The 19,300-nt window shown below is 66.3% G+C and carries 20 protein-coding genes and 4 pseudogenes; 19 read left to right on the top strand and 5 right to left on the bottom strand.

The genetic code is table 11. From position 1 onward, the window contains the following. Positions 1–15 precede the first annotated feature (15 nt). Positions 16–483 carry a MaoC family dehydratase gene (locus ACQ858_RS17885; protein ID WP_431273958.1) on the top strand — a complete coding sequence of 156 codons (468 nt, stop codon included), beginning with the start codon at positions 16–18 and terminating at the stop codon, positions 481–483. A 6-nt stretch (positions 484–489) separates the two neighbouring features. On the opposite strand, the gene ACQ858_RS17880 is transcribed toward ACQ858_RS17885, so the two are convergent. Together ACQ858_RS17880 and ACQ858_RS17875 are read right to left on the bottom strand one after the other, a co-directional pair. Continuing rightward, positions 490–951 carry a tRNA (cytidine(34)-2'-O)-methyltransferase gene (locus ACQ858_RS17880; RefSeq protein WP_431273957.1) on the bottom strand — a complete coding sequence of 154 codons (462 nt, stop codon included), beginning with the start codon at positions 949–951 and terminating at the stop codon, positions 490–492. 29 nt (positions 952–980) lie between these two features. After that, positions 981–1,697 (bottom strand): phosphoribosyltransferase family protein, encoded by a 717-nt coding sequence (locus tag ACQ858_RS17875; protein ID WP_431273956.1) that lies wholly within the window; start codon positions 1,695–1,697, stop codon positions 981–983. A 22-nt stretch (positions 1,698–1,719) separates the two neighbouring features. Here ACQ858_RS17875 and ACQ858_RS17870 point away from each other — a divergent pair. The 8 genes and pseudogenes from ACQ858_RS17870 to ACQ858_RS17835 all read left to right on the top strand — a co-directional run bounded on the left by ACQ858_RS17870 (position 1,720) and on the right by ACQ858_RS17835 (position 8,060). After that, positions 1,720–2,633 (top strand): annotated as a pseudogene (locus ACQ858_RS17870) (biotin synthase). A gap of 120 nt (positions 2,634–2,753) precedes the next feature. Further along, entirely contained in the window at positions 2,754–3,230 is a 477-nt protein-coding gene (locus tag ACQ858_RS17865) for a DUF2244 domain-containing protein (RefSeq protein ID WP_431273955.1), read from the top strand. Between the two features lie 66 nt (positions 3,231–3,296). Next, a complete protein-coding gene (coxB, locus tag ACQ858_RS17860) occupies positions 3,297–4,475 on the top strand; it encodes a cytochrome c oxidase subunit II (RefSeq protein WP_431273954.1) in 1,179 nt (392 codons plus the stop codon). Between the two features lie 41 nt (positions 4,476–4,516). Further along, complete coding sequence (gene ctaD, locus ACQ858_RS17855) at positions 4,517–6,154, top strand: cytochrome c oxidase subunit I (RefSeq protein WP_431273953.1); 1,638 nt, start codon at positions 4,517–4,519, stop codon at positions 6,152–6,154. A 10-nt stretch (positions 6,155–6,164) separates the two neighbouring features. After that, the gene (locus ACQ858_RS17850; RefSeq protein ID WP_431273952.1) at positions 6,165–6,278 is read left to right on the top strand and encodes a cytochrome oxidase small assembly protein; all 114 of its coding nucleotides are present in this window, start codon (positions 6,165–6,167) and stop codon (positions 6,276–6,278) included. A 10-nt stretch (positions 6,279–6,288) separates the two neighbouring features. After that, a complete protein-coding gene (locus tag ACQ858_RS17845) occupies positions 6,289–6,918 on the top strand; it encodes a cytochrome c oxidase assembly protein (RefSeq protein ID WP_431273951.1) in 630 nt (209 codons plus the stop codon). Continuing rightward, the gene (locus ACQ858_RS17840) at positions 6,915–7,127 is read left to right on the top strand and encodes a DUF2970 domain-containing protein (RefSeq protein ID WP_431273950.1); all 213 of its coding nucleotides are present in this window, start codon (positions 6,915–6,917) and stop codon (positions 7,125–7,127) included. Before ACQ858_RS17845 ends, ACQ858_RS17840 begins: the two co-directional genes overlap by 4 nt. Positions 7,128–7,178: 51 nt before the next feature. Beyond that, a complete protein-coding gene (locus ACQ858_RS17835; RefSeq protein ID WP_431273949.1) occupies positions 7,179–8,060 on the top strand; it encodes a cytochrome c oxidase subunit 3 in 882 nt (293 codons plus the stop codon). 70 nt (positions 8,061–8,130) lie between these two features. Here ACQ858_RS17835 and ACQ858_RS17830 read toward each other — a convergent pair whose 3' ends face one another. Continuing rightward, positions 8,131–8,352, bottom strand: a complete 222-nt coding sequence (locus ACQ858_RS17830) for a twin transmembrane helix small protein (RefSeq protein WP_088955303.1) — start codon at positions 8,350–8,352, stop codon at positions 8,131–8,133. Between the two features lie 93 nt (positions 8,353–8,445). On the opposite strand from ACQ858_RS17830, the pseudogene ACQ858_RS17825 reads away from it, so the two are divergent. The 6 genes and pseudogenes from ACQ858_RS17825 to ACQ858_RS17800 all read left to right on the top strand — a co-directional run. Then, a pseudogene (locus tag ACQ858_RS17825) lies at positions 8,446–8,799 on the top strand (SURF1 family protein); the annotation flags it as partial. Beyond that, positions 8,769–9,188: an SURF1 family cytochrome oxidase biogenesis protein gene (locus ACQ858_RS17820; protein ID WP_431276892.1), complete on the top strand. Its 420-nt coding sequence runs from the start codon at positions 8,769–8,771 to the stop codon at positions 9,186–9,188. The pseudogene ACQ858_RS17825 and the gene ACQ858_RS17820, both read left to right, overlap by 31 nt. Then, positions 9,130–9,855: an SCO family protein gene (locus ACQ858_RS17815; protein WP_431276891.1), complete on the top strand. Its 726-nt coding sequence runs from the start codon at positions 9,130–9,132 to the stop codon at positions 9,853–9,855. The genes ACQ858_RS17820 and ACQ858_RS17815 overlap by 59 nt, the downstream gene beginning before the upstream one ends. Positions 9,856–9,860: 5 nt before the next feature. After that, positions 9,861–11,041 (top strand): annotated as a pseudogene (locus tag ACQ858_RS17810) (COX15/CtaA family protein). Continuing rightward, positions 11,038–11,943: a heme o synthase gene (gene cyoE, locus ACQ858_RS17805; protein ID WP_431273948.1), complete on the top strand. Its 906-nt coding sequence runs from the start codon at positions 11,038–11,040 to the stop codon at positions 11,941–11,943. Before ACQ858_RS17810 ends, cyoE begins: the two are co-directional and overlap by 4 nt. Beyond that, on the top strand, positions 11,940–12,569 hold the full coding sequence (locus tag ACQ858_RS17800; RefSeq protein WP_431273947.1) for an SCO family protein: 630 nt from the start codon (positions 11,940–11,942) through the stop codon (positions 12,567–12,569). The genes cyoE and ACQ858_RS17800 overlap by 4 nt, the downstream gene beginning before the upstream one ends. A 103-nt stretch (positions 12,570–12,672) precedes the next feature. Here the strand turns inward: ACQ858_RS17800 and rpoH are convergent, their stop codons facing one another. Both rpoH and ftsY read right to left on the bottom strand, forming a co-directional pair. Next, positions 12,673–13,611: an RNA polymerase sigma factor RpoH gene (gene rpoH, locus ACQ858_RS17795; protein WP_431273946.1), complete on the bottom strand. Its 939-nt coding sequence runs from the start codon at positions 13,609–13,611 to the stop codon at positions 12,673–12,675. A gap of 329 nt (positions 13,612–13,940) precedes the next feature. After that, a complete protein-coding gene (gene ftsY / locus ACQ858_RS17790; protein WP_431273945.1) occupies positions 13,941–15,173 on the bottom strand; it encodes a signal recognition particle-docking protein FtsY in 1,233 nt (410 codons plus the stop codon). Between the two features lie 29 nt (positions 15,174–15,202). Between ftsY and ACQ858_RS17785 the strand changes: the two are divergent. The 4 genes and pseudogenes from ACQ858_RS17785 to coaD all read left to right on the top strand — a co-directional run. Further along, positions 15,203–16,651, top strand: a pseudogene (locus ACQ858_RS17785) (M16 family metallopeptidase); the annotation flags it as partial. A 25-nt stretch (positions 16,652–16,676) separates the two neighbouring features. Beyond that, positions 16,677–18,023 carry a M16 family metallopeptidase gene (locus ACQ858_RS17780; protein WP_431273944.1) on the top strand — a complete coding sequence of 449 codons (1,347 nt, stop codon included), beginning with the start codon at positions 16,677–16,679 and terminating at the stop codon, positions 18,021–18,023. Between the two features lie 45 nt (positions 18,024–18,068). Continuing rightward, positions 18,069–18,722, top strand: coding sequence for an RsmD family RNA methyltransferase (locus tag ACQ858_RS17775; protein ID WP_431273943.1), 654 nt, complete (start codon positions 18,069–18,071; stop codon positions 18,720–18,722). A gap of 46 nt (positions 18,723–18,768) precedes the next feature. Then, on the top strand, positions 18,769–19,272 hold the full coding sequence (gene coaD, locus ACQ858_RS17770; RefSeq protein ID WP_431273942.1) for a pantetheine-phosphate adenylyltransferase: 504 nt from the start codon (positions 18,769–18,771) through the stop codon (positions 19,270–19,272). Positions 19,273–19,300 lie beyond the last annotated feature (28 nt).

The following is a 19,300-nucleotide window of genomic DNA, read 5'->3' as shown; positions in this document are numbered from 1 at the left end:
AACCCGGCCGCTAGAGTGATCCGCATGACAAAGACCTTCCAGACCCTTCAGGATCTGGCCGCGTGCGTCGGCCAGGAAGTCGCGGTGAGCGAGTGGATCACCATCACGCAGGAACAGGTCAACCTGTTCGCCGAGGCGACCGGCGACCACCAATGGATTCACGTCGACGTCGAGAAGGCCAAGGCCGGGCCCTTCGGCGGACCGATTGCGCATGGCTTCCTGACGCTCTCGCTGGTGCCGCGCATCTTCGAGACCGCCATCAGTGTGGTGGAGTCGGGCATGGGCGTGAACTACGGGTTGAATCGCGTACGTTTCATGACGCCTGTGCCGGTCGGCGGGCGGGTGCGCGGGCGCCTGAAACTGCTGTCGTCGGAGCCGATCGCGAACAATGGGCTGCAGATGACGTGGGAGGTCACGATCGAACTCGAAGGATCGGCCAAGCCGGCCTGCGTGGCGGAATCGGTGGCGCGGCGCTATCCCTGACCGCCTCTACGCAAATCCGTTCTGCCGCCACGCCTCGAACACGGTGACCGCCACCGCGTTCGACAGGTTCAGGCTTCGCTGCCCTTCGCGCATCGGCAGGCAGAGGCGCTGGGCTGGTGGGAACGATTCGCGCAGCTCGGGTGCCAATCCGCGGGTCTCTGCGCCGAAGACGAGCCAGTCGCCGGGACGAAAGGCAATGTCGTAGACCGGTCGCGAGCCGCGCGTCGTGAGCGCGAACATCCTGTCGGCGGGAGGGCGTTCGGCGTCGAGCAATGCCTGCCAGCTCGGATGCCGCAGCACCTTCGCGTACTCGTGATAGTCCAGGCCGGCGCGGCGCAGCAGCTTGTCGTCCATGGAAAAGCCGAGTGGTTCGACCAGGTGCAGCGTGCAGCCCGTGTTGGCCGCCAGCCGGATGACGTTGCCGGTGTTGGGCGGAATTTCGGGCTCGACGAGAACGATATGGAACATGGCGGCGATTGTCCGCGCGGGCGCGGCGATCAGGCCGGCAGGTCCGTTCGCGCCAGCACGATCGCCGTGATGTGCGAGGCGCCGCCCCTGCGCAGCACCTCGGCGGCGGTGAAGACCGAGGCGCCGGTCGTCATGACATCGTCCACCAGCACGACACGCCGGTTGCGCACGGCGGCGGCCCGTAGTGGCTCGAGGGCGAACATGCCGCGGAGATTGGTCAGCCGTTCCGCGCGCGTCAGCCCGCTTTGAGCGGGGGCATCCCGGGTGCGCAGAAGAATCCCGGGGTTGGCGGTGTTCGGTGCGAGCCGCTTGGCCAGTTCATACGCCTGATTGAAGCCGCGCTCGCGCATCCGGATGGCGGTCAGCGGCATCGGCAGGACGATGTCGGCCTGTTCGATCGCCGCTTCGATCCATGGCGCGCTTCGCAGCAGGGTGGCGAGCGGGGAGGCGAGGCCGGCATTGCCGCGAAACTTGAATTCGGCGATCCGCTCCGGCCAGGGCCATGCATACGCGCAGGCGGCGTGGCAGGCGTCGAGAGGCGGCGGGTCCGATGTGCAGGCGCCGCAGCGCGAAACGCCCGGGGGGACGGGCAGCGCGCAGGTCATGCATCGCGGCGTCGGCGGTGCAAAGCGTGCCACGCACGCGTCGCAGATCGGCTGCGCCGGCCAGGCGCGGCAGACGGCACACTGGCTCGGCAGTCCGGCCGCAATCGATGGGAAAGCCCTTTGGGCCCAGCGTCTGAGCATCCCTCAATATACTGAGCGGCCCATGCCTCCTGTCTCTCCCCAGCGCCCGCCGACCATCGATGCCCGGGCGGCCGCGCGGTGGAGCAGGCTCGCGCCGCCTTCGGGGTCGCCGTGGCTGCACGAGGAGGTCGGGCGCCGCATGGAGGACCGGCTCCAGTGGATCAAGTCCCGCCCGCGCCGTTGGGCCGATTGGTCACCGCTTCGGGGCGGCTTGGAAGCCCACGAACGGGTGGCACGCCGCTACCGGGATGCTGCCGCCTACGTCATCGAACCCGAGCCTTCGCTGGTCGCGCCGACCGGGAAGGCGCTGACTGCCCCGTGGTGGGCTGCCCGGCGGTGGCAGGGTGGCCAGCCGACGTTCGAGGCGCCGCCGGAAGACGGGGTGGATCTGCTCTGGGCCAACATGGCGCTGCACATGGCCGCCGATCCGGGGGCGCTGATCGGCCGGTGGCACAAGCTCGTGGCGACCGACGGCTTCCTGATGTTCTCGTGCTTCGGGCCGGACACCCTCCAGGAATTGCGCGCGCTCCACGAGCGCCTCGGCTGGCCGCCGGCGAGCCACCAATTCACCGACATGCATGACTGGGGCGACATGCTGGTCGGGGCTGGCTTCGCCGAGCCCGTGATGGACATGGAGCGCATCGTCCTGACCTGGACGAGCGCGGACGCGGCGCTGGCCGAACTGCGCTCGCTGGGCCGAAATATCCATCCGGACCGCTTTCCGGCGTTGCGCGGCAAGGGCTGGCGGCAGGCGTTGTGCGCGGCGCTGCCCGAGCTGGCGCCAGCGAAAGAGGGGGCGGGAAGATCGCGCTGACCTTCGAAATCATCTACGGACACGCCTTCAAACCCGCGCCGCGGGTGGCGCTTTCCGCCGAGAGTGCGGTCTCGTTGCGCGAGATGCGCACCATGCTTCAACGCGGTCGCCCAGGTGTGTGAGGCGGCGCTTGTTCACCGCTACAATCCGGCGCTGCGTGAACTCCGGGTATTGTCCCGTGACCGAGGCCTGTCGAACATGGGTTTGACAGCGATCGACGCACCGATTTGCTGAACTCGCCCGTGTCGAATTCCGTGTTTCGTTTTGCCACCGTTTCAGGACAGAGCGTTCATTGGTTTCTGAAACGCAATTGCTCGGTTACGCCGAGCCAGCTGGGCTGGCTCTATGCATCTATCTGCGTAGTTTCCCTAGGCATCGGCGCCGTGTTCTGGCTCAACGGCGCGCGCCTCGTCCTACCATTCACCTGGCTCGAACTCACCGCGGTCGGGATCGCATTCATCCTTTACGCGCGCCACGCCACTGACGGCGAAAAAATCGCCCTGCAAGGCGGGCGCCTGGTGGTCGAGCTCGAAAACGGCGGCCACTATGAACGCGCGGAATTCTTGCCGCACCAGGTGCGGGTCGAGCCCCAGGACAGCGACCGTTCGCTGATCGAGGTCTCGGGTCAGGGTCGTTCGGTCAGGGTGGGGCGCTACGTGCGTCCGGAGTTGCGCGCGGCGCTGGCACGCGAAATTCGCATGGCATTACGCAGCGCCTGAGGGGGCGCCGAAATGCATCACCGTGGGGACCGGTGGGTTAACTGGAAAATGAAAAAAGTGAACACGATGAAGAGCAATTGGCGGAACAAGATTTGGCCAGCGAATCTGCTGCTGGCGGCCAGTGCGGCGTTCAGCGGCGCAGCACACGCGGTCAATGACCTGCCTGGCGGCCCGTCGGTGCGTCAGTTGAATCTTCCGGTGGGGGTCACCAAGATCGCCCAGGAGCAACACTTCCTCCACACCGTGATGCTGGTGCTTTGCACCGTCATCTTCGTGGGCGTCTTCTCCGTCATGTTCTATTCGATCTGGAAGCACCGCAAGTCGGTCGGCCACAAGGCGGCCAACTTCCATGAGTCGGTGGTGGTCGAAGTCATCTGGACCGTCGTTCCCTTCATCATCGTCATCCTGATGGCGCTGCCCGCGACCCGGGTGCTGGTCGCGCAGAAGGACACCTCCAATTCCGACCTCACCATCAAGGTCACCGGCTACCAGTGGAAGTGGGGCTACGACTACCTCAAGGGCGAGGGCGAGGGCCTTTCGTTCATCTCGACGCTCGACGCATCGCACCGCGCGCTCTCGGATGCGGGCGCCCACGGCGACGTGCCGGATAACTACCTTCTGAAGGTCGACAACCCGCTGGTCGTGCCGGTCAATACCAAGGTGCGCGTCATCACCACCGCCAACGACGTGATCCACGCGTTCGCGGTGCCGCAGTTCGGCGTCAAGCAGGACGCGATCCCCGGGTTCGTGCGCGATACCTGGTTCCGTGCCGAGAAGGTCGGCGACTACTTCGGCCAGTGCCAGGAACTCTGCGGCAAGGAGCACGCCTTCATGCCGATCCACGTGAAGGTGCTCGCCGCAGCCGACTACACCGCCTGGGTCGACGGCAAGCGCAAGGAGGCCGCGGCCAAGCAGGACGATCCCAACAAGGTCTGGACGTTGCCGGACATGCTCGCGCGCGGCGAGAAGGTCTACGCCGCCAACTGCGCCGCCTGCCACCAGGCCAACGGCAAGGGCGCCGGCCCGATCAAGCCGCTCGACGGCTCGGCGATCGTGCTCAATGCAGACCACAATCTGCAGCTCCACACGGTGCTCAACGGTCAGAACAACGGCGCCATGCCGTCCTGGAAGCAACTCAGCGATACCGACATCGCTGCCGTGGTGACCTATACGAAGAACGCCTGGTCCAACAAGACCGGCCAGCTCGTGCAACCGGCCGAAGTGCTGGCGGAGCGCGGCAAGTAAGCCGCCCGCCCCGTGACGAAGAGTTTGCAAGGAATACCAAGATGAGCGCAGTCCTCGATCCCCACGGTCAAGCACACGGCCACGGCGACCATGCCCACGACGACCACCACCACGCGCCGACCGGCTGGCGCCGCTGGGTGTTCGCGACCAACCACAAGGACATCGGCACGCTGTACCTGCTGTTCTCGTTCACCATGCTGATGGTGGGCGGCGTGCTCGCGCTGCTGATCCGTGCCGAGTTGTTCCAGCCCGGCCTGCAACTGGTCAACCCGGAGCTGTTCAACCAGTTCACGACCATGCACGGGCTGATCATGGTGTTCGGCGCGATCATGCCGGCCTTCGTCGGCTTCGCGAACTGGATGATCCCGCTGCAGATCGGCGCGTCGGACATGGCGTTCGCGCGCATGAACAACTTCAGCTTCTGGCTGCTGATCCCGGCGGCGCTGATGCTCGTGGGTTCGTTCTTCATGCCGGGCGGCGCACCGGCCGCGGGCTGGACGCTCTATGCGCCGCTCACCCTGCAGATGGGCCCCTCGATGGACGCCGGCATCTTCGCGATGCACATCATGGGCGCCTCGTCGATCATGGGCTCGATCAACATCATCGTCACCATCCTCAACATGCGCGCCCCGGGCATGACGCTGATGAAGATGCCGATGTTCTGCTGGACCTGGCTCATCACCGCCTACCTGCTGATCGCCGTGATGCCGGTGCTCGCCGGTGCGATCACGATGACGCTGACCGACCGCCATTTCGGCACCAGCTTCTTCAACCCCGCCGGCGGCGGCGACCCGGTGATGTACCAGCACATCTTCTGGTTCTTCGGCCACCCCGAGGTCTACATCATGATCCTGCCGGCCTTCGGCATCATCAGCCAGATCGTTCCGGCTTTCGCGCGCAAGAAGCTGTTCGGCTACGCCTCGATGGTGTATGCCACTTCGTCGATCGCCATCCTGTCGTTCATCGTGTGGGCGCACCACATGTTCACGACCGGCATGCCGCTCACCGGCCAGCTGTTCTTCATGTACGCGACCATGCTGATCGCGGTGCCGACGGCCGTGAAGATCTTCAACTGGATCGCGACCATGTGGCAGGGCTCGATGACCTTCGAGACGCCGATGCTGTTTGCGGTCGGCTTCATCTTCGTCTTCACGATGGGCGGCTTCACCGGCCTGATCCTCGCGGTGGCGCCGATCGACACGCAGTTGCAGGACACCTATTACGTCGTCGCCCACTTCCACTACGTGCTCGTGGCCGGTTCGCTCTATGCGATGTTTGCCGGCTTCTATTACTGGTCGCCGAAGTGGACCGGCGTGATGTACAACGAAACGCGCGGCAAGGTCCACTTCTGGTGGTCGCTGATCTCGTTCAACATCACCTTCTTCCCGATGCACTTCCTGGGTCTGGCCGGCATGCCCCGTCGCTATGCCGACTACCCGATGCAGTTCGCCGACTTCAATGCGGTCGCTTCGGTCGGCGCGTTCGCTTTCGGCCTGGCGCAGGTCTACTTCTTCGTCTTCATCGTGCTGCCGACGATGCTCGGCAAGGGCGAAAAGGCTTCGCAGAAGCCGTGGGAAGCCGCCGAGGGCCTGGAGTGGGAAGTGCCTTCGCCCGCACCGTTCCACACCTTCGAGACCCCACCCAAGCTCGACGCTACCGCCACCAAGGTGATCGGCTGAGGCGCGGCGCATGATGACACCCGAGCAAAAGAGGAGCAACCGCCGCCTGGGGCTGACGCTGGCCTCCATCGCGCTGATGTTCTTCATCGGCTTCATCGTCCGCATGGTCTGGGTCGGGCATTAAGGGCACCGCCATGGGTACCGGGCAGCGCATCCGTCGGGAAAACGTCCGCATGGTCGGCAAGCTGGCCGTCGTTGCCGCCGGTATGTTCGGCTTCGGCTATGCGCTGGTCCCGATGTACCGGGCCATCTGCGAGATGACCGGCATCAATATCCTGGCGCGCTCCGAACTCGAGGTGCCGGGTGGCGCTTCCGGCGGTCAGGACGTGCGCGTGCCCGCCAACACGCAGGTCGATACGAGCCGGACCATCACGGTCGAGTTCGATGCGAACGCCCATGGCCTGTGGGACTTCAAGCCGGCACAAAGGTCGATCCAGGTGCATCCCGGGGAACTGCACACGGTCATGTACGAATTCCAGAACGTGCAGAACCGCCGCATGGCCGCGCAGGCGATCCCGAGTTACGCGCCGCAGCAGGCAGCGCCGTACTTCAACAAGCTGGAGTGCTTCTGCTTCAACCAGTACACGCTCGATGCGGGCGAGAAGAAGCAGTGGCCCGTGGCCTTCGTGATCGATCCCAAGATTTCGAAGGACGTGAAGACGATCACTTTGTCGTACACCTTCTTCGAGGTGGGCGGCAAGACGCCCCCGGCGCCGGTGGCGGCCAATGCCGCGACGCCGCCTTCCACGGAGCCGCACTCATGACGGCGTCGCCTGGAACGCCACGCAAGGGATCGCTGTGGCGCACGGTGCGTGCGGTCGGCTGGTCATTCTTCGGCGTGCGCAAGAACAGTGCCTTCCAGGACGACATCGCCAAGCTGAACCCGCTGCACATCATCGCGATCGGCCTCGTGGCCGTGGCGGTTTTTGTCGGCGCGCTGATCCTGCTCGTCCGCTGGGTCGCCACCTCGTGAAGATCAACCCACAAGAAACTGAACCGAGAGAGAAGAAAGCCAGGACCTGATATGAGTTCAACGACGCACGGCACCACGCCCTACTATTTCGTGCCCGGGCCCTCTGCCTACCCGGTGATGGCCGCGACCGGCCTGCTCTTCGTGATTCTCGGGGCCGCCCAGTGGATCAATGGCCACCAATGGGGCGCATGGTCCCTGCTGCTGGGCATGATCGTCTGGCTCGGCACCTTGTTCGTGTGGTTCCGGGCAGCCATCGGCGAAAGCGAAAGCGGCAAGTACGGCTACAAGGTCGACCTGTCGTTCCGCTGGAGCATGAGCTGGTTCATCTTCTCGGAGGTGATGTTCTTCGGCGCCTTCTTCACCGCGTTGTGGTGGGCGCGCACGCACGCGCTTCCGTCGCTCGGCAGCCTGGACAACGCCATCCTGTGGCCGGACTTCAAGGCCGTGTGGCCGACCGCCGCCGCCGGCGCGACCGGCTCGCCCGCCGACATCGTCGAGCCGTTCCAGACGGTCGGTCCGTTCTGGCTGCCGACCATCAACACGGCGCTGCTGCTGAGCTCCGGCGTGACGCTCACGATCGCGCACCACGCGCTGCGGGCCGGCCATCGCGCGCAGACGGTGCGCTTCATGTGGCTGACGGTGCTGCTGGGCCTGACCTTCCTCTTTGTCCAGGGTTATGAGTACCACCACCTGTACACCGAGTTGAACCTCAAGCTCAGCTCCGGCACCTACGGCTCGACGTTCTTCATGCTGACCGGCTTCCACGGCCTGCACGTGTTCATCGGCATGCTGATGCTCTTCTTCATCACCCTGCGCATTCGTGCGGGCCACTTCACGCCCGAGCGTCATTTCGGCTTCGAAGGTGCCGCCTGGTACTGGCACTTCGTCGACGTCGTGTGGCTCGGCCTCTACATCACGGTCTACTGGCTTTGAGCAGCATCGACGGCACAACAAAAAAGCGCCGCAAGGCGCTTTTTCATGGTTCTCTGGCAACGGGAGCGACCTACTTGCCCACAGGCAAGCCCCCTGGCTGGATGTATCCGAGTTTCCAGGCCACCAGGATGCACAGGAACAAAACCACCGACAGCCCGATCCGAACCGTCAGCGCGCGCGCCATACCGCCGCTCTTGGCCCGGCCGTTCCGCCCGTCCCTCAACATGAAGAACAGCGCGAACCCGAGGCTCGCCAGGATGCCCGCGAAGGCGAGGGCGACAAAGTACTTCATGAATCACATTATCGGCCGCAGAGACGGTCTCCCGGTTTGAACACAGACATCCCTGCCGCCGCCGCATCACCCGCACGCCGCGGACGCTTCTGGGTGGTCACGTTGGTGGCCGTCATTGCCATTTCGGGCACCCTCTCGCTCGGGCGCTGGCAGCTCTCTCGCGCCGCGCAGAAGGAGGCCATCCAGGCGGAGATCGATGCGCAGAAAAGCCTGCCTCCGCTCGATCAGGCCGAGTTCCTGGCGCTGGACAACGCGTCGTCGTCGGCCCTCCACCGTTCGGTTCGACTGCGTGGGCTCTGGCTCCCGCCGCACACCGCCTATCTCGACAATCGGCAGATGCATGGCATCCCCGGCTTTTATGTGCTGACGCCGTTCGCCATCGAAGGTTCCAACCAGACCGTGATGGTGCAAAGAGGATGGATCCAGCGCAATTTCAACGACAGGACCCAGCTCCAGCCCATCGTGACGCCACCCGGCCTGGTCGAGCTGACCGCCAGGATCGCGCCGCCGCCGGCGCATCTGCTGGACTTGGGAAAATCCGAGCCGGGCGCACCAATGCCGGGCGGCGCGGGGTCTTCCCCATCCGGCAGAATCTCGAGCTTGAAGCGTTTCGGACCGAGACCGGTCTGCCGCTGCGGACCGATATCTCCCTGCAGCAGACCGGCGAGGCGTCCGAGGGCATGCAGCGAGACTGGCCGGCTCCTGCGCTGGGTGTCGAAAAACACTACGGCTATGCGTTCCAGTGGTTCGGGTTGTCGGCCCTCGTCCTTATTCTCTATGTCTGGTTCCAACTCATCGCCCCCTACCGCCGCGCACGCCTTGCCCGCCGTGGCTGACGAGCCGCTCGGACTGACGGTGCACTCGATGCCGTCGCCGCGCGAGGCGCTCGGCGCGGTGGCGACGCGCCGCACGGTGACCGGCCGGTGGAAGATGATTCTGGTCCTGCTGTGCTGCGCGGCGCCGGTCATCGCCTCGTATTTCACGTACTACGTGATCCGGCCTGAGGGCCGGAGCGTCTATGGCGAGTTGATCGATCCGCAGCGCCCGATGCCGGACATCCAGGCCACCTCGGCCGACGGCGCGTCGATCCACCTGCAGGCGTTGCAAGGGCAGTGGCTGCTGATCGCGGTGGCCGGCGCCGCCTGCGACTCGGTCTGCGAGCAGCAGCTTTACCTGCAGCGCCAGTTGCGCGAAAGCCTTGGGCGCGAGAAGGACCGTCTCGATCGCGTCTGGATCGTCAGCGACGCGGCGCCGCTGCCGAAGCGCCTCGAAAACGGCCTGCGCGGTGCGACGGTCATCCGCGTGCCGGAGGCGCAACTCGCGCAATGGCTGGCGCCCGCCGCCGGCCACGCGCTGGCGGATCACCTCTACCTGGTCGATCCGATGGGCCACTGGATGATGCGTTTTCCGGCGCGCATGGATACGGCCGGTGCGAGCCGCGCCAAGCGCGACCTCGACAGGTTGATGCGTGCTTCCGCGTCGTGGGACGAGCCGGGGCGCTGATCTGCATGGACACCACCTCGCTCTACGATCTCACCCCGATCGCCTGGCTCCTGGCGGTCGGCGTGCTGCTGGCGCTCGGGCCCGTTGTATGGGTCTGGCGGCGCAATGCCGGCGCCGGCCCGGCGCGCAGGCTGCACGCGCTGACCGTGCTCACACTGTTCCTGACTTTCGACCTTACGCTCTTCGGCGCCTTCACCCGCCTGACGGATTCCGGCCTCGGCTGCCCTGACTGGCCGGGTTGCTACGGCAACGCGAGCCCGGTCGGTGCGCGGCACGAGATCGCGATGGCGCAAGCCGCCCAGCCGACCGGGCCCGTCACGCACAGCAAGGCCTGGGTGGAAATGGTCCATCGCTATCTGGCGACCGGTGTCGGCGCACTCATCTTTGCGCTGGCCGTCGCTACCTGGCTCGCGCGGCGGCGACAGCGTGCGGAACACGTCGGCGCACGACCCCTCAGCGCCTGGTGGCCCGCGGCGACGTTGGCATGGGTGTGCCTGCAGGGCGCGTTCGGGGCGTTGACCGTGACGTGGAAGCTCTTCCCAGCCATCGTCACGCTGCATCTTCTCGGCGCCATGGTTCTGCTCGCGCTGCTGTGCATCCAGGCCGTGCGGTATCAGCAGGATGCGATGGGGCGCCTGCCGACGCCGGTGCCTTCGGCGCTGCGCAACCTGCTGATCGCGACCACGGTGCTGCTGGTGCTGCAGGTCGCGCTCGGCGGCTGGGTCAGCACGAACTACGCGGTGCTCGCCTGCACGCAGTTCCCGACCTGCCAGGACAGCTGGTGGCCGCCGATGAACTTCGCGCAGGGGTTCCAGATCTGGCGCCACCTGGGGAAACCGCGGACGGCGCTCCCATCGACTTTGCCGCCTTGACCGCAATCCACTATGTCCACCGCCTGATGGCCTATCTCGTCTTCATCGCCATCGTGCTGCTGGTGCGCTCTCTTCTTCGTGTGCGGCCGTTGCGCCCGCAGGCGCGCTGGCTGGCCGGTCTCGCGCTGCTCCAGCTTGCGACGGGCCTCGGCAATGTGCTGCTCGGCTGGCCACTCGCGGCGGCCGTGCTGCACACCGGCGGTGCCGCCGCGCTTGCCGTGGTGCTGACTTGGACCCTGTGCGAAAGCCGACGCGAGCGAGCAGCCGTCACTGCGACTGCCGCAGGCCGCCGCGAAAGAATGGAGGCCGCATGAGCGCACCGGCTTCCGTTCACGGCGTGCACACCGTCAGCGTGATGCGCCAGTTCTACGCGCTGACCAAGCCGCGCGTGGTGCAGCTGATCGTGTTCTGTGCGCTCATCGGCATGGTGCTCGCCGTGCCGGGGCTTCCCGGTTGGGCCGAACTGCAGCAGGGCGCATTGGCGTGCGTCGGCATCTGGCTGGTCGCCGGCGCGGCCGCGGCGTTCAACTGCCTTGTCGAAAAGGGCATCGACGCCAAAATGAAGCGCACCGCATGGCGCCCGACCGCACGCGGCGAGTTGAGCGACCGTCAGACGCTGCTCTTCTCGATCACCTTGTGCGCCTTGGGCTCCGCGATCCTCTGGTTCGCCGTGAATCCGCTGACGATGTGGCTGACCTTCGCGACCTTCGTCGGCTACGCCGTGATCTACACGGTCGTCCTGAAGCCCCTGACGCCTCAGAACATTGTCATCGGCGGCGCGTCCGGCGCGATGCCCCCGGTGCTCGGATGGGCCGCGATGACCGGCGAGGTCAGTCCCGAGGCGCTGATCCTTTTCCTGATCATCTTCCTCTGGACGCCGCCGCACTTCTGGGCGCTGGCGCTCTACCGGGTCGAGGACTACCGCAAGGCCGGCCTGCCGATGCTGCCGGTGACGCACGGCAACGAGTTCACGCGGCTGCACGTGCTGCTCTACACGCTGATCCTCTTCGCGGCATGCCTGATGCCTTTCATCTACGGAATGAGCGGCTGGCTCTACCTCATGGTGGCCTTCGGCGTGAGCATCGGCTTCACCGGCTATGCGTTCGCGCTGTGGCGCAACTACTCCGACGCGCTGGCGCGCAAGACCTTCCGTTTTTCGCTGATCCACCTGAGCGTGCTGTTCGCCGCACTGCTCGTCGACCATTACCTCCGATGACATCTTCATCCATCAACAAGCGGCAGGCCCTTCGCCGGATTGCCATGGCGGCAGGTTCGGTGGCGGCTGTGTGCGTGGGCATCAACCTCGCCGGCTGCACCGAATCCAAGCCGACGTTCAATGCGGTCGACATCACCGGTGCGGATTATGCGAAGGACTTCTCCCTCGCCGACGCGAACGGCCGCGTGCGAACCATGGCGGACTTCAAGGGCAAGGTGGTCGTGCTGTTCTTCGGCTACGCGCAGTGCCCGGATGTCTGTCCGACCACCATGACCGAGATGGCGCAGGTCAAGCAACAGCTCGGAAGCGACGGCGACAAGCTGCAGGTGCTGTTCGTCACGGTCGATCCCGAGCGCGACACGCCGGAGGTCATGAAGGCGTACATGGGCGCCTTCGATCCGTCGTTCGTCGCGCTCATCCCGACGGCGGAGCAACTGCCGCCGCTCGCCAAGGACTTCAAGGTCTACTACAAGAAAGTCGACGGCAAGACGCCGACGAGCTATTCGATGGACCATTCCGCCGCCAGCTTCATCTACGACCCCGAGGGCCGTCTGAGGCTGTATGCGCGGTACGGCGCCGGCGTTCCGCCGATGGTGGCCGACATCAAGGCGCTGTTGAAGTCCTGAGCGCGCGACGCCCTGGACAGCAGCATCGAGCACCTCGAGCTGCGCGCAAAGGGGCAAAAGAAAAGCCCGGCGAGAGAGCCGGGCTTTTCGGGACAAAGGCGCCTTATGCGTATTCGGCGAGCGCCTTCTTCATCTTCTTCATGGCCGCCACCTCGATCTGGCGGATGCGCTCGGCGCTCACGCCGTAGACCTCGGCCAGGTCATGCAGCGTCATGCCGCCCGAGCCGTCGTCGTTCACCTTGAGCCAGCGCTCTTCGACGATGCGGCGGCTGCGATCGTCGAGGGACTCGAGCGCCGTGGTGATGCCGTCGGTCGACAGCCGGTCACGCTGACGCGATTCCAGCAGGGCCGTCGGCTCCTGGCTCGCATCCGCCAGGTAGGCGATCGGGCCGAAGCCTTCTTCGCCGTCATCGGACGGGCTCGGGTCGAGCACCACGTCGCCACCGGAGAGCCGGGTCTCCATCTCGAGGACCTCCTCCGGCTTCACGTTCAGACGCGTGGCCATTTGCGTGACCTCGTCGGCGCTCAGGGTATCCCGGTACGTCTCGCCATCGATGGCGGCATCGGCCTTGAAACCCTGCTTCATCGAGCGCAGGTTGAAGAACAGCTTGCGCTGGGCCTTGGTCGTCGCGACCTTGACCATGCGCCAGTTCTTCAGGATGTATTCGTGGATCTCGGCCTTGATCCAGTGCATGGCGTAGCTCACCAGCCGCACGCCCTGATCGGGATCGAAGCGCTTCACGGCCTTCATCAGGCCGACATTGCCCTCCTGGATCAGGTCGCCGTGCGGCAGCCCGTAGCCCAGGTATTGGCGGGAAATGGAGACGACCAGGCGCAGATGCGACAGGATCAGCGCACCGGCGGCTTCGAGATCGTTGTGGTCGCGCAGTTTGCGCGCGTAGCCCTGCTCTTCCTCAAGCGTCAGCAAGGGCAACCGGTTGGTTGCCGAGATATAGGCGTCCAGGTTACCCAGCGGAGGCACCATCGACCACGGATTGGCGACGGCAAGCTGGTTGGCAGAGGCTCCAGACAGTGTTGTCATTGGGGAAACTCCTTCGTTCTCGGTCATATTAGCACTCGATTAGAGGGAGTGCTAAGACAAGGGTTCCCCGCCCGCCTCAATGGTGGCGATAGCTTGACAGCGCCACTTTCGGCGCCTCATGCCACGACGCACATGGCGGCGGAAACCGGCAATACAAGGTTTCCCATCGCGTGCACGGCGGCCAGAAGGAGCACGGTGCCGACGAGCATGGTGACCAGGAGCGCAGGGGCGTGGAGCCTTGCGTAATGCATGCTGCCTCCTTTCTGGGGCCGCGGTCATGATGCCAGACCGGCCCCGGCGTCAGAAAGGGGATGAACCCGACCGTCTATTTAGCCGAGCAGCGCCTGCGCGAACTCTCTGGCGTTGAAGGTCTCGAGATCCTCCAGCTTTTCGCCGACCCCGATGAAATAGACCGGAATCGGCCGCTCGCGAGCGATCGCGCACAGCACGCCGCCCTTGGCCGTGCCGTCGAGCTTGGTGACGATCAGGCCCGTCAGGCCGAGCGCTTCGTCGAATGCCTTGACCTGCGCCAGCGCGTTCTGGCCCGTGTTGCCATCGATGACCAGCAATACCTCGTGCGGCGCGGTCGCGTCGGCCCGGTTGACGACCCGCTTGATCTTCTTGAGCTCGTCCATGAGATGGATCTGCGTCGGGAGCCGGCCTGCCGTGTCGACCAGCACCACGTCCTTGCCGCGCGCCTTGCCGGCGTTGACCGCGTCGAAGCTCACCGCGGCGGGGTCGCCGCCTTCCTGGCTGACGATCTCGACGGTGTTGCGATCCGCCCAGACGAGCAACTGCTCGCGCGCGGCTGCGCGGAAGGTGTCGGCGGCGGCCAGCAGCACAGAGGCGCCCTCGTTGGCCAGATGCTTCGTCAACTTGCCGATCGACGTCGTCTTGCCCGCACCGTTCACGCCGGCCACCATGATCACGGTCGGCGTGTATTCGCCGATCACCAGCGACTTTTCGAGCGGGCGCAGCAGATCGGCGATTGCGTCCGCCAGCAGCGTCCTGACCTGGCTGGCCTCAGTGGCCATGTTGCTTTTCACCCGGCGCCGCAAGTCTTCCAGCAGATGCTCGGTGGCCTTGACGCCGGTGTCGGCCATCAGCAGCGCCGCTTCCAGCTCCTCGTAGAGTTCGTCGTCGATCTGGGCGTTGACGAAGGCGGCAGTGATGCTGTTCCCGGTCTTGCGCAGGCCGCTCTTGAGCTTGCCAAGCCAGCCGCTGCGTTCGGGTGCCGGCGCGGGAGCGGATGTAACGACAGCCGGGGCCGGAGCGGGCACAGAGGGTGTCGGCTGGGGGACTTCGGTCTGGACGGGCGCCGGCTCGGGCTCCCACGGTGCCGGCTCTTGGGGCACGACCGTGGACGGGGGTGCCGGTTCGACCTCGGCGGCTGCCGGTGCCGGTGCTGGCGGTGCAGCCTTGCCGAACCAACTGGATGGGGAAAAGACCGACCGTGCCGGCGTGGCCGGAGCCGCCGGTGTTTCACCCGATGAAACTTCGGGAGAGGGCGCCGGTGCCTGGGCGGCATCCGACTGCGGTTTTTTCTTGAAGAAACTGAACATTGGCGGGTTTTTACAATCCGAGCCATTCTATGAAACACCCCTCGCCACGCCGCGCTGCGCTGGGTGCGGTGCTGGCCTTGGTGCTCTCTGCACCCTGGGCGTTGCCCGCCTTCGCGCAATCCTCCGCCTCGAAATCCGCCGCCGCGTCGCCGTCCAACGGCACGCCGGCCGCGGAGAAATTCACCCTCGGCAACGGCATGACCCTGATCGTGCAGCCCGACCGGCGCGCACCGACCGCGGTCCAGATGCTCTGGGTCCGCGTCGGTTCGATGGACGAGGTGGACGGCACCTCCGGTGTCGCACACGTGGTCGAGCACATGATGTTCAAGGGCAGCAAGGCGCTCAAGGCCGGCGAATTCTCCCGCCGCGTCGCGGCGCTCGGTGGCCGCGAGAACGCTTTCACCACGCGCGACTACACCGGCTACTACCAGCAGATCCCGGCCCTGAAGCTGGAGCCGGTCATGAAGCTCGAATCCGACCGCTTCGCCAGCAACCAGTGGCCGGACGACGAGTTCAAGCGCGAGATCGAGGTCGTCAAGGAAGAGCGCCGCATGCGCACCGACGACCAGCCGCGCGCCCTGCTCGGCGAGCAGCAGAACGCCGCGGTGTTCACCGCCTCGCCCTACCACCGCCCGGTGGTCGGCTGGATGAGCGATCTCGATGCGATGACCCCGGACGATGTCCGCGCCTTCTTCGAGCGCTGGTATACGCCCGCCAACGCCGCGATCGTGGTGGTCGGCGACGTCGACGTGGCGCAGGTCCGCGCGATGGCCGAGAAATACTACGGCTCGATCCCCACGCGCGCCGTGCCGACCCGCAAGCCACGCGCCGAACCCGCGCAGCGCGGCATCCGCCGCGTCGAATACAAGGCGCCGGCCGAGCAGGCCTACATCTCGCTCGCGTACCGCGTGCCGCAGATCGACCCGTCGGACAACTTCAAGGGCGACATCGATCCCTACGCGCTTGTGGTGCTGGCCGCGGTGCTCGACGGCTATCCGGGGGCGCGGCTCGATCGCGCCCTGACGCAGGGCCCGGGGCGGGTCGCGGATTCGGCAGGCGCCTACTCGGGCTTCGTCGGCCGCGGGCCGCAGCTGTTCGTGCTCGACGGCGTGCCGGCGGCCGGCAAGACGCCCGATGCGGTCGAAGCCGCCCTGCGCGCCGAGGTCGCCAAGATCGCGCGCGAAGGCGTCGGCGAGGCCGAACTCGCGCGTGTCAAGACTCAGTGGGTGGCGAGCGAGACCTACAAGCTCGACTCGGTGATGGCCCAGGCGCGCGAGCTCGGCAGCAATTGGGTGCAGGGCCTTCCGCTCGATGCAAGCGCGCGCATCATCGAGCGGCTCCAGAGCGTCACCGCGGAGCAGGTGAAGGCCGCGGCCGCCAAGTATTTCGGCGATGACCAGCTCACGGTCGCCACGTTGCGCCCGCTGCCCCCGAAGCGAACCGCCGTCCGCGCGGATTCGCCGCGCCCTCGGGCGAAATGCGTTGATGGAAGGCCCAAGACCCATGTTCAAGTTCCCGACAAGCGGCCTTCGCGGCTTCTTCCTTGGCGGCGCGTTGCTGATCGGCGCGAGCGCCCAGGCCGCCATTCCGATCCAGCACTGGACACTGGCGAACGGCGCCAGCATCTACCTCGCCGCCACCAACGCCTTGCCGATCGTCGATGTGCAGGCGGATTTCGATGCCGGTTCGCGTCGCGACCCGGCGGCGCAGGCCGGGCTGGCCGGCGCGACCGCCGCGATGGTCGAGAAGGGCATCCGCGCGAGCGGCAGCGATCCAGCGATGGACGAGAACGCGCTCGGCGAAGCCTGGGCCGATCTCGGCGCGAACTTCGACGTCGGCGCCGGCGGCGAGCGCACGAGCTTCACGCTGCGCACGCTCGCCCGGCCGGCGCTGCTCGACAAGGCGGTGCGGCTCGCCGCGCGCCAGATCGGCGAGCCGGCCTTTCCTGAAGACGTGTGGAAGCGCGAGCGCGAAGTGCTCAACGCGGCGATCAAGGAAGCCAACACCAAGCCCGCCACCGTCACCGAGCGCGCGTTCGCACAGGCGGTCTACGGCACGCATCCCTATGGCGTCGAGACGACCGAGGCGACGCTCGCGCAGATCGACGTGGCGACGATGCGCAAGCGCTACGAGCAACTCATCCTGCCCTGCCGCGCCAAGATCAGCATCGTCGGCGCCGTGACCCGCCCGCAGGCGGAAGACATCGCGAAGACGCTGTTGTCGCGCCTGCCGTCCTCGGCGTCCTGCCCCGAGCTGCCCGCGGTGCCCGAGGTCGAGCCGCTCGCGGCCGCGAAGGAGCAACGCATTCCCTTCGATTCGGCGCAGGCGCACGTGCTCATCGGCCAGCCGGGCTACCGTCGGTCCGATCCGGATCACTTCGCGCTGAACCTCGGCAACTACGTGCTCGGCGGCGGTGGCTTCGTCTCGCGGCTCACGGAGCAGGTGCGCGAGAAGCGCGGGCTGACCTACAGCATCTACAGCGGCTTTTCGCCGGGGCTTCAGGCGGGCGCGTTCCGAATCGGGTTCCAGACGCGGCCGGATCAGACCGAGGAAGCGGTCAAGGTCTCGCGCGAAGTGCTGGCGAAGTTCGTCGCCGACGGGCCGACGGAAGCCGAGCTCAAGGCCGCGAAGGACAACCTCATCGGCGGCTTTCCGCTGCTGCTGGACAGCAACCGCAAGCTGCTCGGCAACGTCGCGAACATCGCCTGGTACGACCTGCCGCTCGACTACCTGGAAACCTGGACGGCCCGCATGAACGCAGTCACGGTGGCCGACGTCAAGGCGGCGTTCGCGCGCAAGCTGCAGCCGGATCGCATGGTGACGGTCATCGTCGGGGCCAGGCAGCCCTGAGGGCGCAGGCGCGATTCGCGCCGTCGATGCCGTTAAGCTTTGGGCGTGAAACCAGCGCCCCGAAAATCCGTTCCCGCCCGATCGCCTTCTCCTGCGGCCTCGTCCAAGGCGCCGCATTTCGTCCGCATCATCGGCGGACAATGGAAGCGAACCCGCCTCGCAGTTGCCGACAAGGCCGGTCTTCGCCCCACGCCCGACCGGGTTCGTGAAACCCTCTTCAACTGGCTGGCCAGCCTCGCAGGCGCCGGCGGTGGCGAGCTGCCCGGCTGGCGATGCGTCGACGCCTTTGCCGGCACCGGCGCGCTCGGACTGGAAGCCGCCTCGCGCGGCGCCGAATCGGTGCTGCTGTGCGAGCAGGACGCTGCGCTGGTCGCACAACTGCAGGCGCTCAAGGCCAAGCTCTCCGCTGAAGCGGTGCGCGTCGAGCGCGGCAATGGCGTCATTGCGCTCGAGCGCATACCCGCCGGCAGCCTTCATGCGGTCTTCCTCGATCCGCCGTTCGACAACGCGGCCCTCTACGCGCCTGCATTGAGCGCAGCCGCACGTGCGCTGCGCCCGGACGGCGTGATCTACCTCGAAGCCGCGCGGCAATGGGACGAGCAGGAATTGTCCCCGCTGGGCCTCGTCGTGTACCGGCACTTCAGGGCCGGCGCGGTGCACGCGCACCTTCTTCAGCGCGCCGCGGACGCGGCTGCATAATCCGCCGCATTACAGGGCCGCGAGCGGCTGCATGAGAGGAGCAACCATGACCAGCAACGTGATCGCGGTATATCCCGGCACATTCGATCCTATGACGCTCGGCCACGAAGACGTGGTGCGGCGCGCGACCCAGCTTTTCTCCAAGGTCATCGTCGCCGTCGCCGCGGGCCATCACAAGAAGGCGCTTTTCACGTTGCAGGAGCGCATCGACATGGCCCGCAATGCGGTGGCCGCGTACAGCGACCAGGTCACCGTCGAGAGCTTCTCGGGGCTTTTGCGCGACTTCGTCGTCGCGCGCGGCGGCAAGGCGATGGTGCGCGGCCTGCGCGCGGTGACCGACTTCGACTACGAATTCCAGCTCGCGGGCATGAACCGTTCGCTGATGCCGGAAGTCGAGACGGTGTTCCTCACGCCCAGCGACAAGTACCAGTTCATCTCCAGCACCTTCGTGCGCGAGATCGCGATGCTGGGCGGTGAGGTCGACAAGTTCGTCTCGCCGAAGGTGCAGGAGGCCCTGCTCGCCAAAGTGCGCAACCTCGGGCGCGAATGAGCGCCGCGCCGGGCCGCCCCAAGCAGGC

This window comes from Variovorax ureilyticus (assembly GCF_050632185.1).
In the GTDB taxonomy this organism is placed as follows: domain Bacteria; phylum Pseudomonadota; class Gammaproteobacteria; order Burkholderiales; family Burkholderiaceae_C; genus Variovorax; species Variovorax ureilyticus_A.
The sequence above is the reverse complement of the archived record's forward strand: the minus strand, read 5'-3'. Positions and strand labels throughout refer to the sequence as shown.

Excerpts from the sequence above, each read along its gene's own strand:
- ACQ858_RS17800 (WP_431273947.1), top strand. The coding sequence starts at position 11,940 with ATGACATCTTCATCCATCAACAAGCGGCAGGCCCTTCGCCGGATTGCC.
- coaD (WP_431273942.1), top strand. The coding sequence starts at position 18,769 with ATGACCAGCAACGTGATCGCGGTATATCCCGGCACATTCGATCCTATG.
- ACQ858_RS17875 (WP_431273956.1), bottom strand. The coding sequence starts at position 1,697 with ATGCTCAGACGCTGGGCCCAAAGGGCTTTCCCATCGATTGCGGCCGGA.
- ACQ858_RS17840 (WP_431273950.1), top strand. The coding sequence starts at position 6,915 with ATGACGGCGTCGCCTGGAACGCCACGCAAGGGATCGCTGTGGCGCACG.
- ACQ858_RS17815 (WP_431276891.1), top strand. The coding sequence starts at position 9,130 with ATGTCTGGTTCCAACTCATCGCCCCCTACCGCCGCGCACGCCTTGCCC.
- ACQ858_RS17845 (WP_431273951.1), top strand. The coding sequence starts at position 6,289 with ATGGGTACCGGGCAGCGCATCCGTCGGGAAAACGTCCGCATGGTCGGC.
- ftsY (WP_431273945.1), bottom strand. The coding sequence starts at position 15,173 with ATGTTCAGTTTCTTCAAGAAAAAACCGCAGTCGGATGCCGCCCAGGCA.
- coxB (WP_431273954.1), top strand. The coding sequence starts at position 3,297 with ATGAAGAGCAATTGGCGGAACAAGATTTGGCCAGCGAATCTGCTGCTG.
- cyoE (WP_431273948.1), top strand. The coding sequence starts at position 11,038 with ATGAGCGCACCGGCTTCCGTTCACGGCGTGCACACCGTCAGCGTGATG.
- ACQ858_RS17880 (WP_431273957.1), bottom strand. The coding sequence starts at position 951 with ATGTTCCATATCGTTCTCGTCGAGCCCGAAATTCCGCCCAACACCGGC.
- ACQ858_RS17830 (WP_088955303.1), bottom strand. The coding sequence starts at position 8,352 with ATGAAGTACTTTGTCGCCCTCGCCTTCGCGGGCATCCTGGCGAGCCTC.
- rpoH (WP_431273946.1), bottom strand. The coding sequence starts at position 13,611 with ATGACAACACTGTCTGGAGCCTCTGCCAACCAGCTTGCCGTCGCCAAT.
- ACQ858_RS17850 (WP_431273952.1), top strand. The coding sequence starts at position 6,165 with ATGATGACACCCGAGCAAAAGAGGAGCAACCGCCGCCTGGGGCTGACG.
- ACQ858_RS17835 (WP_431273949.1), top strand. The coding sequence starts at position 7,179 with ATGAGTTCAACGACGCACGGCACCACGCCCTACTATTTCGTGCCCGGG.
- ctaD (WP_431273953.1), top strand. The coding sequence starts at position 4,517 with ATGAGCGCAGTCCTCGATCCCCACGGTCAAGCACACGGCCACGGCGAC.
- ACQ858_RS17780 (WP_431273944.1), top strand. The coding sequence starts at position 16,677 with ATGTTCAAGTTCCCGACAAGCGGCCTTCGCGGCTTCTTCCTTGGCGGC.
- ACQ858_RS17820 (WP_431276892.1), top strand. The coding sequence starts at position 8,769 with ATGGATCCAGCGCAATTTCAACGACAGGACCCAGCTCCAGCCCATCGT.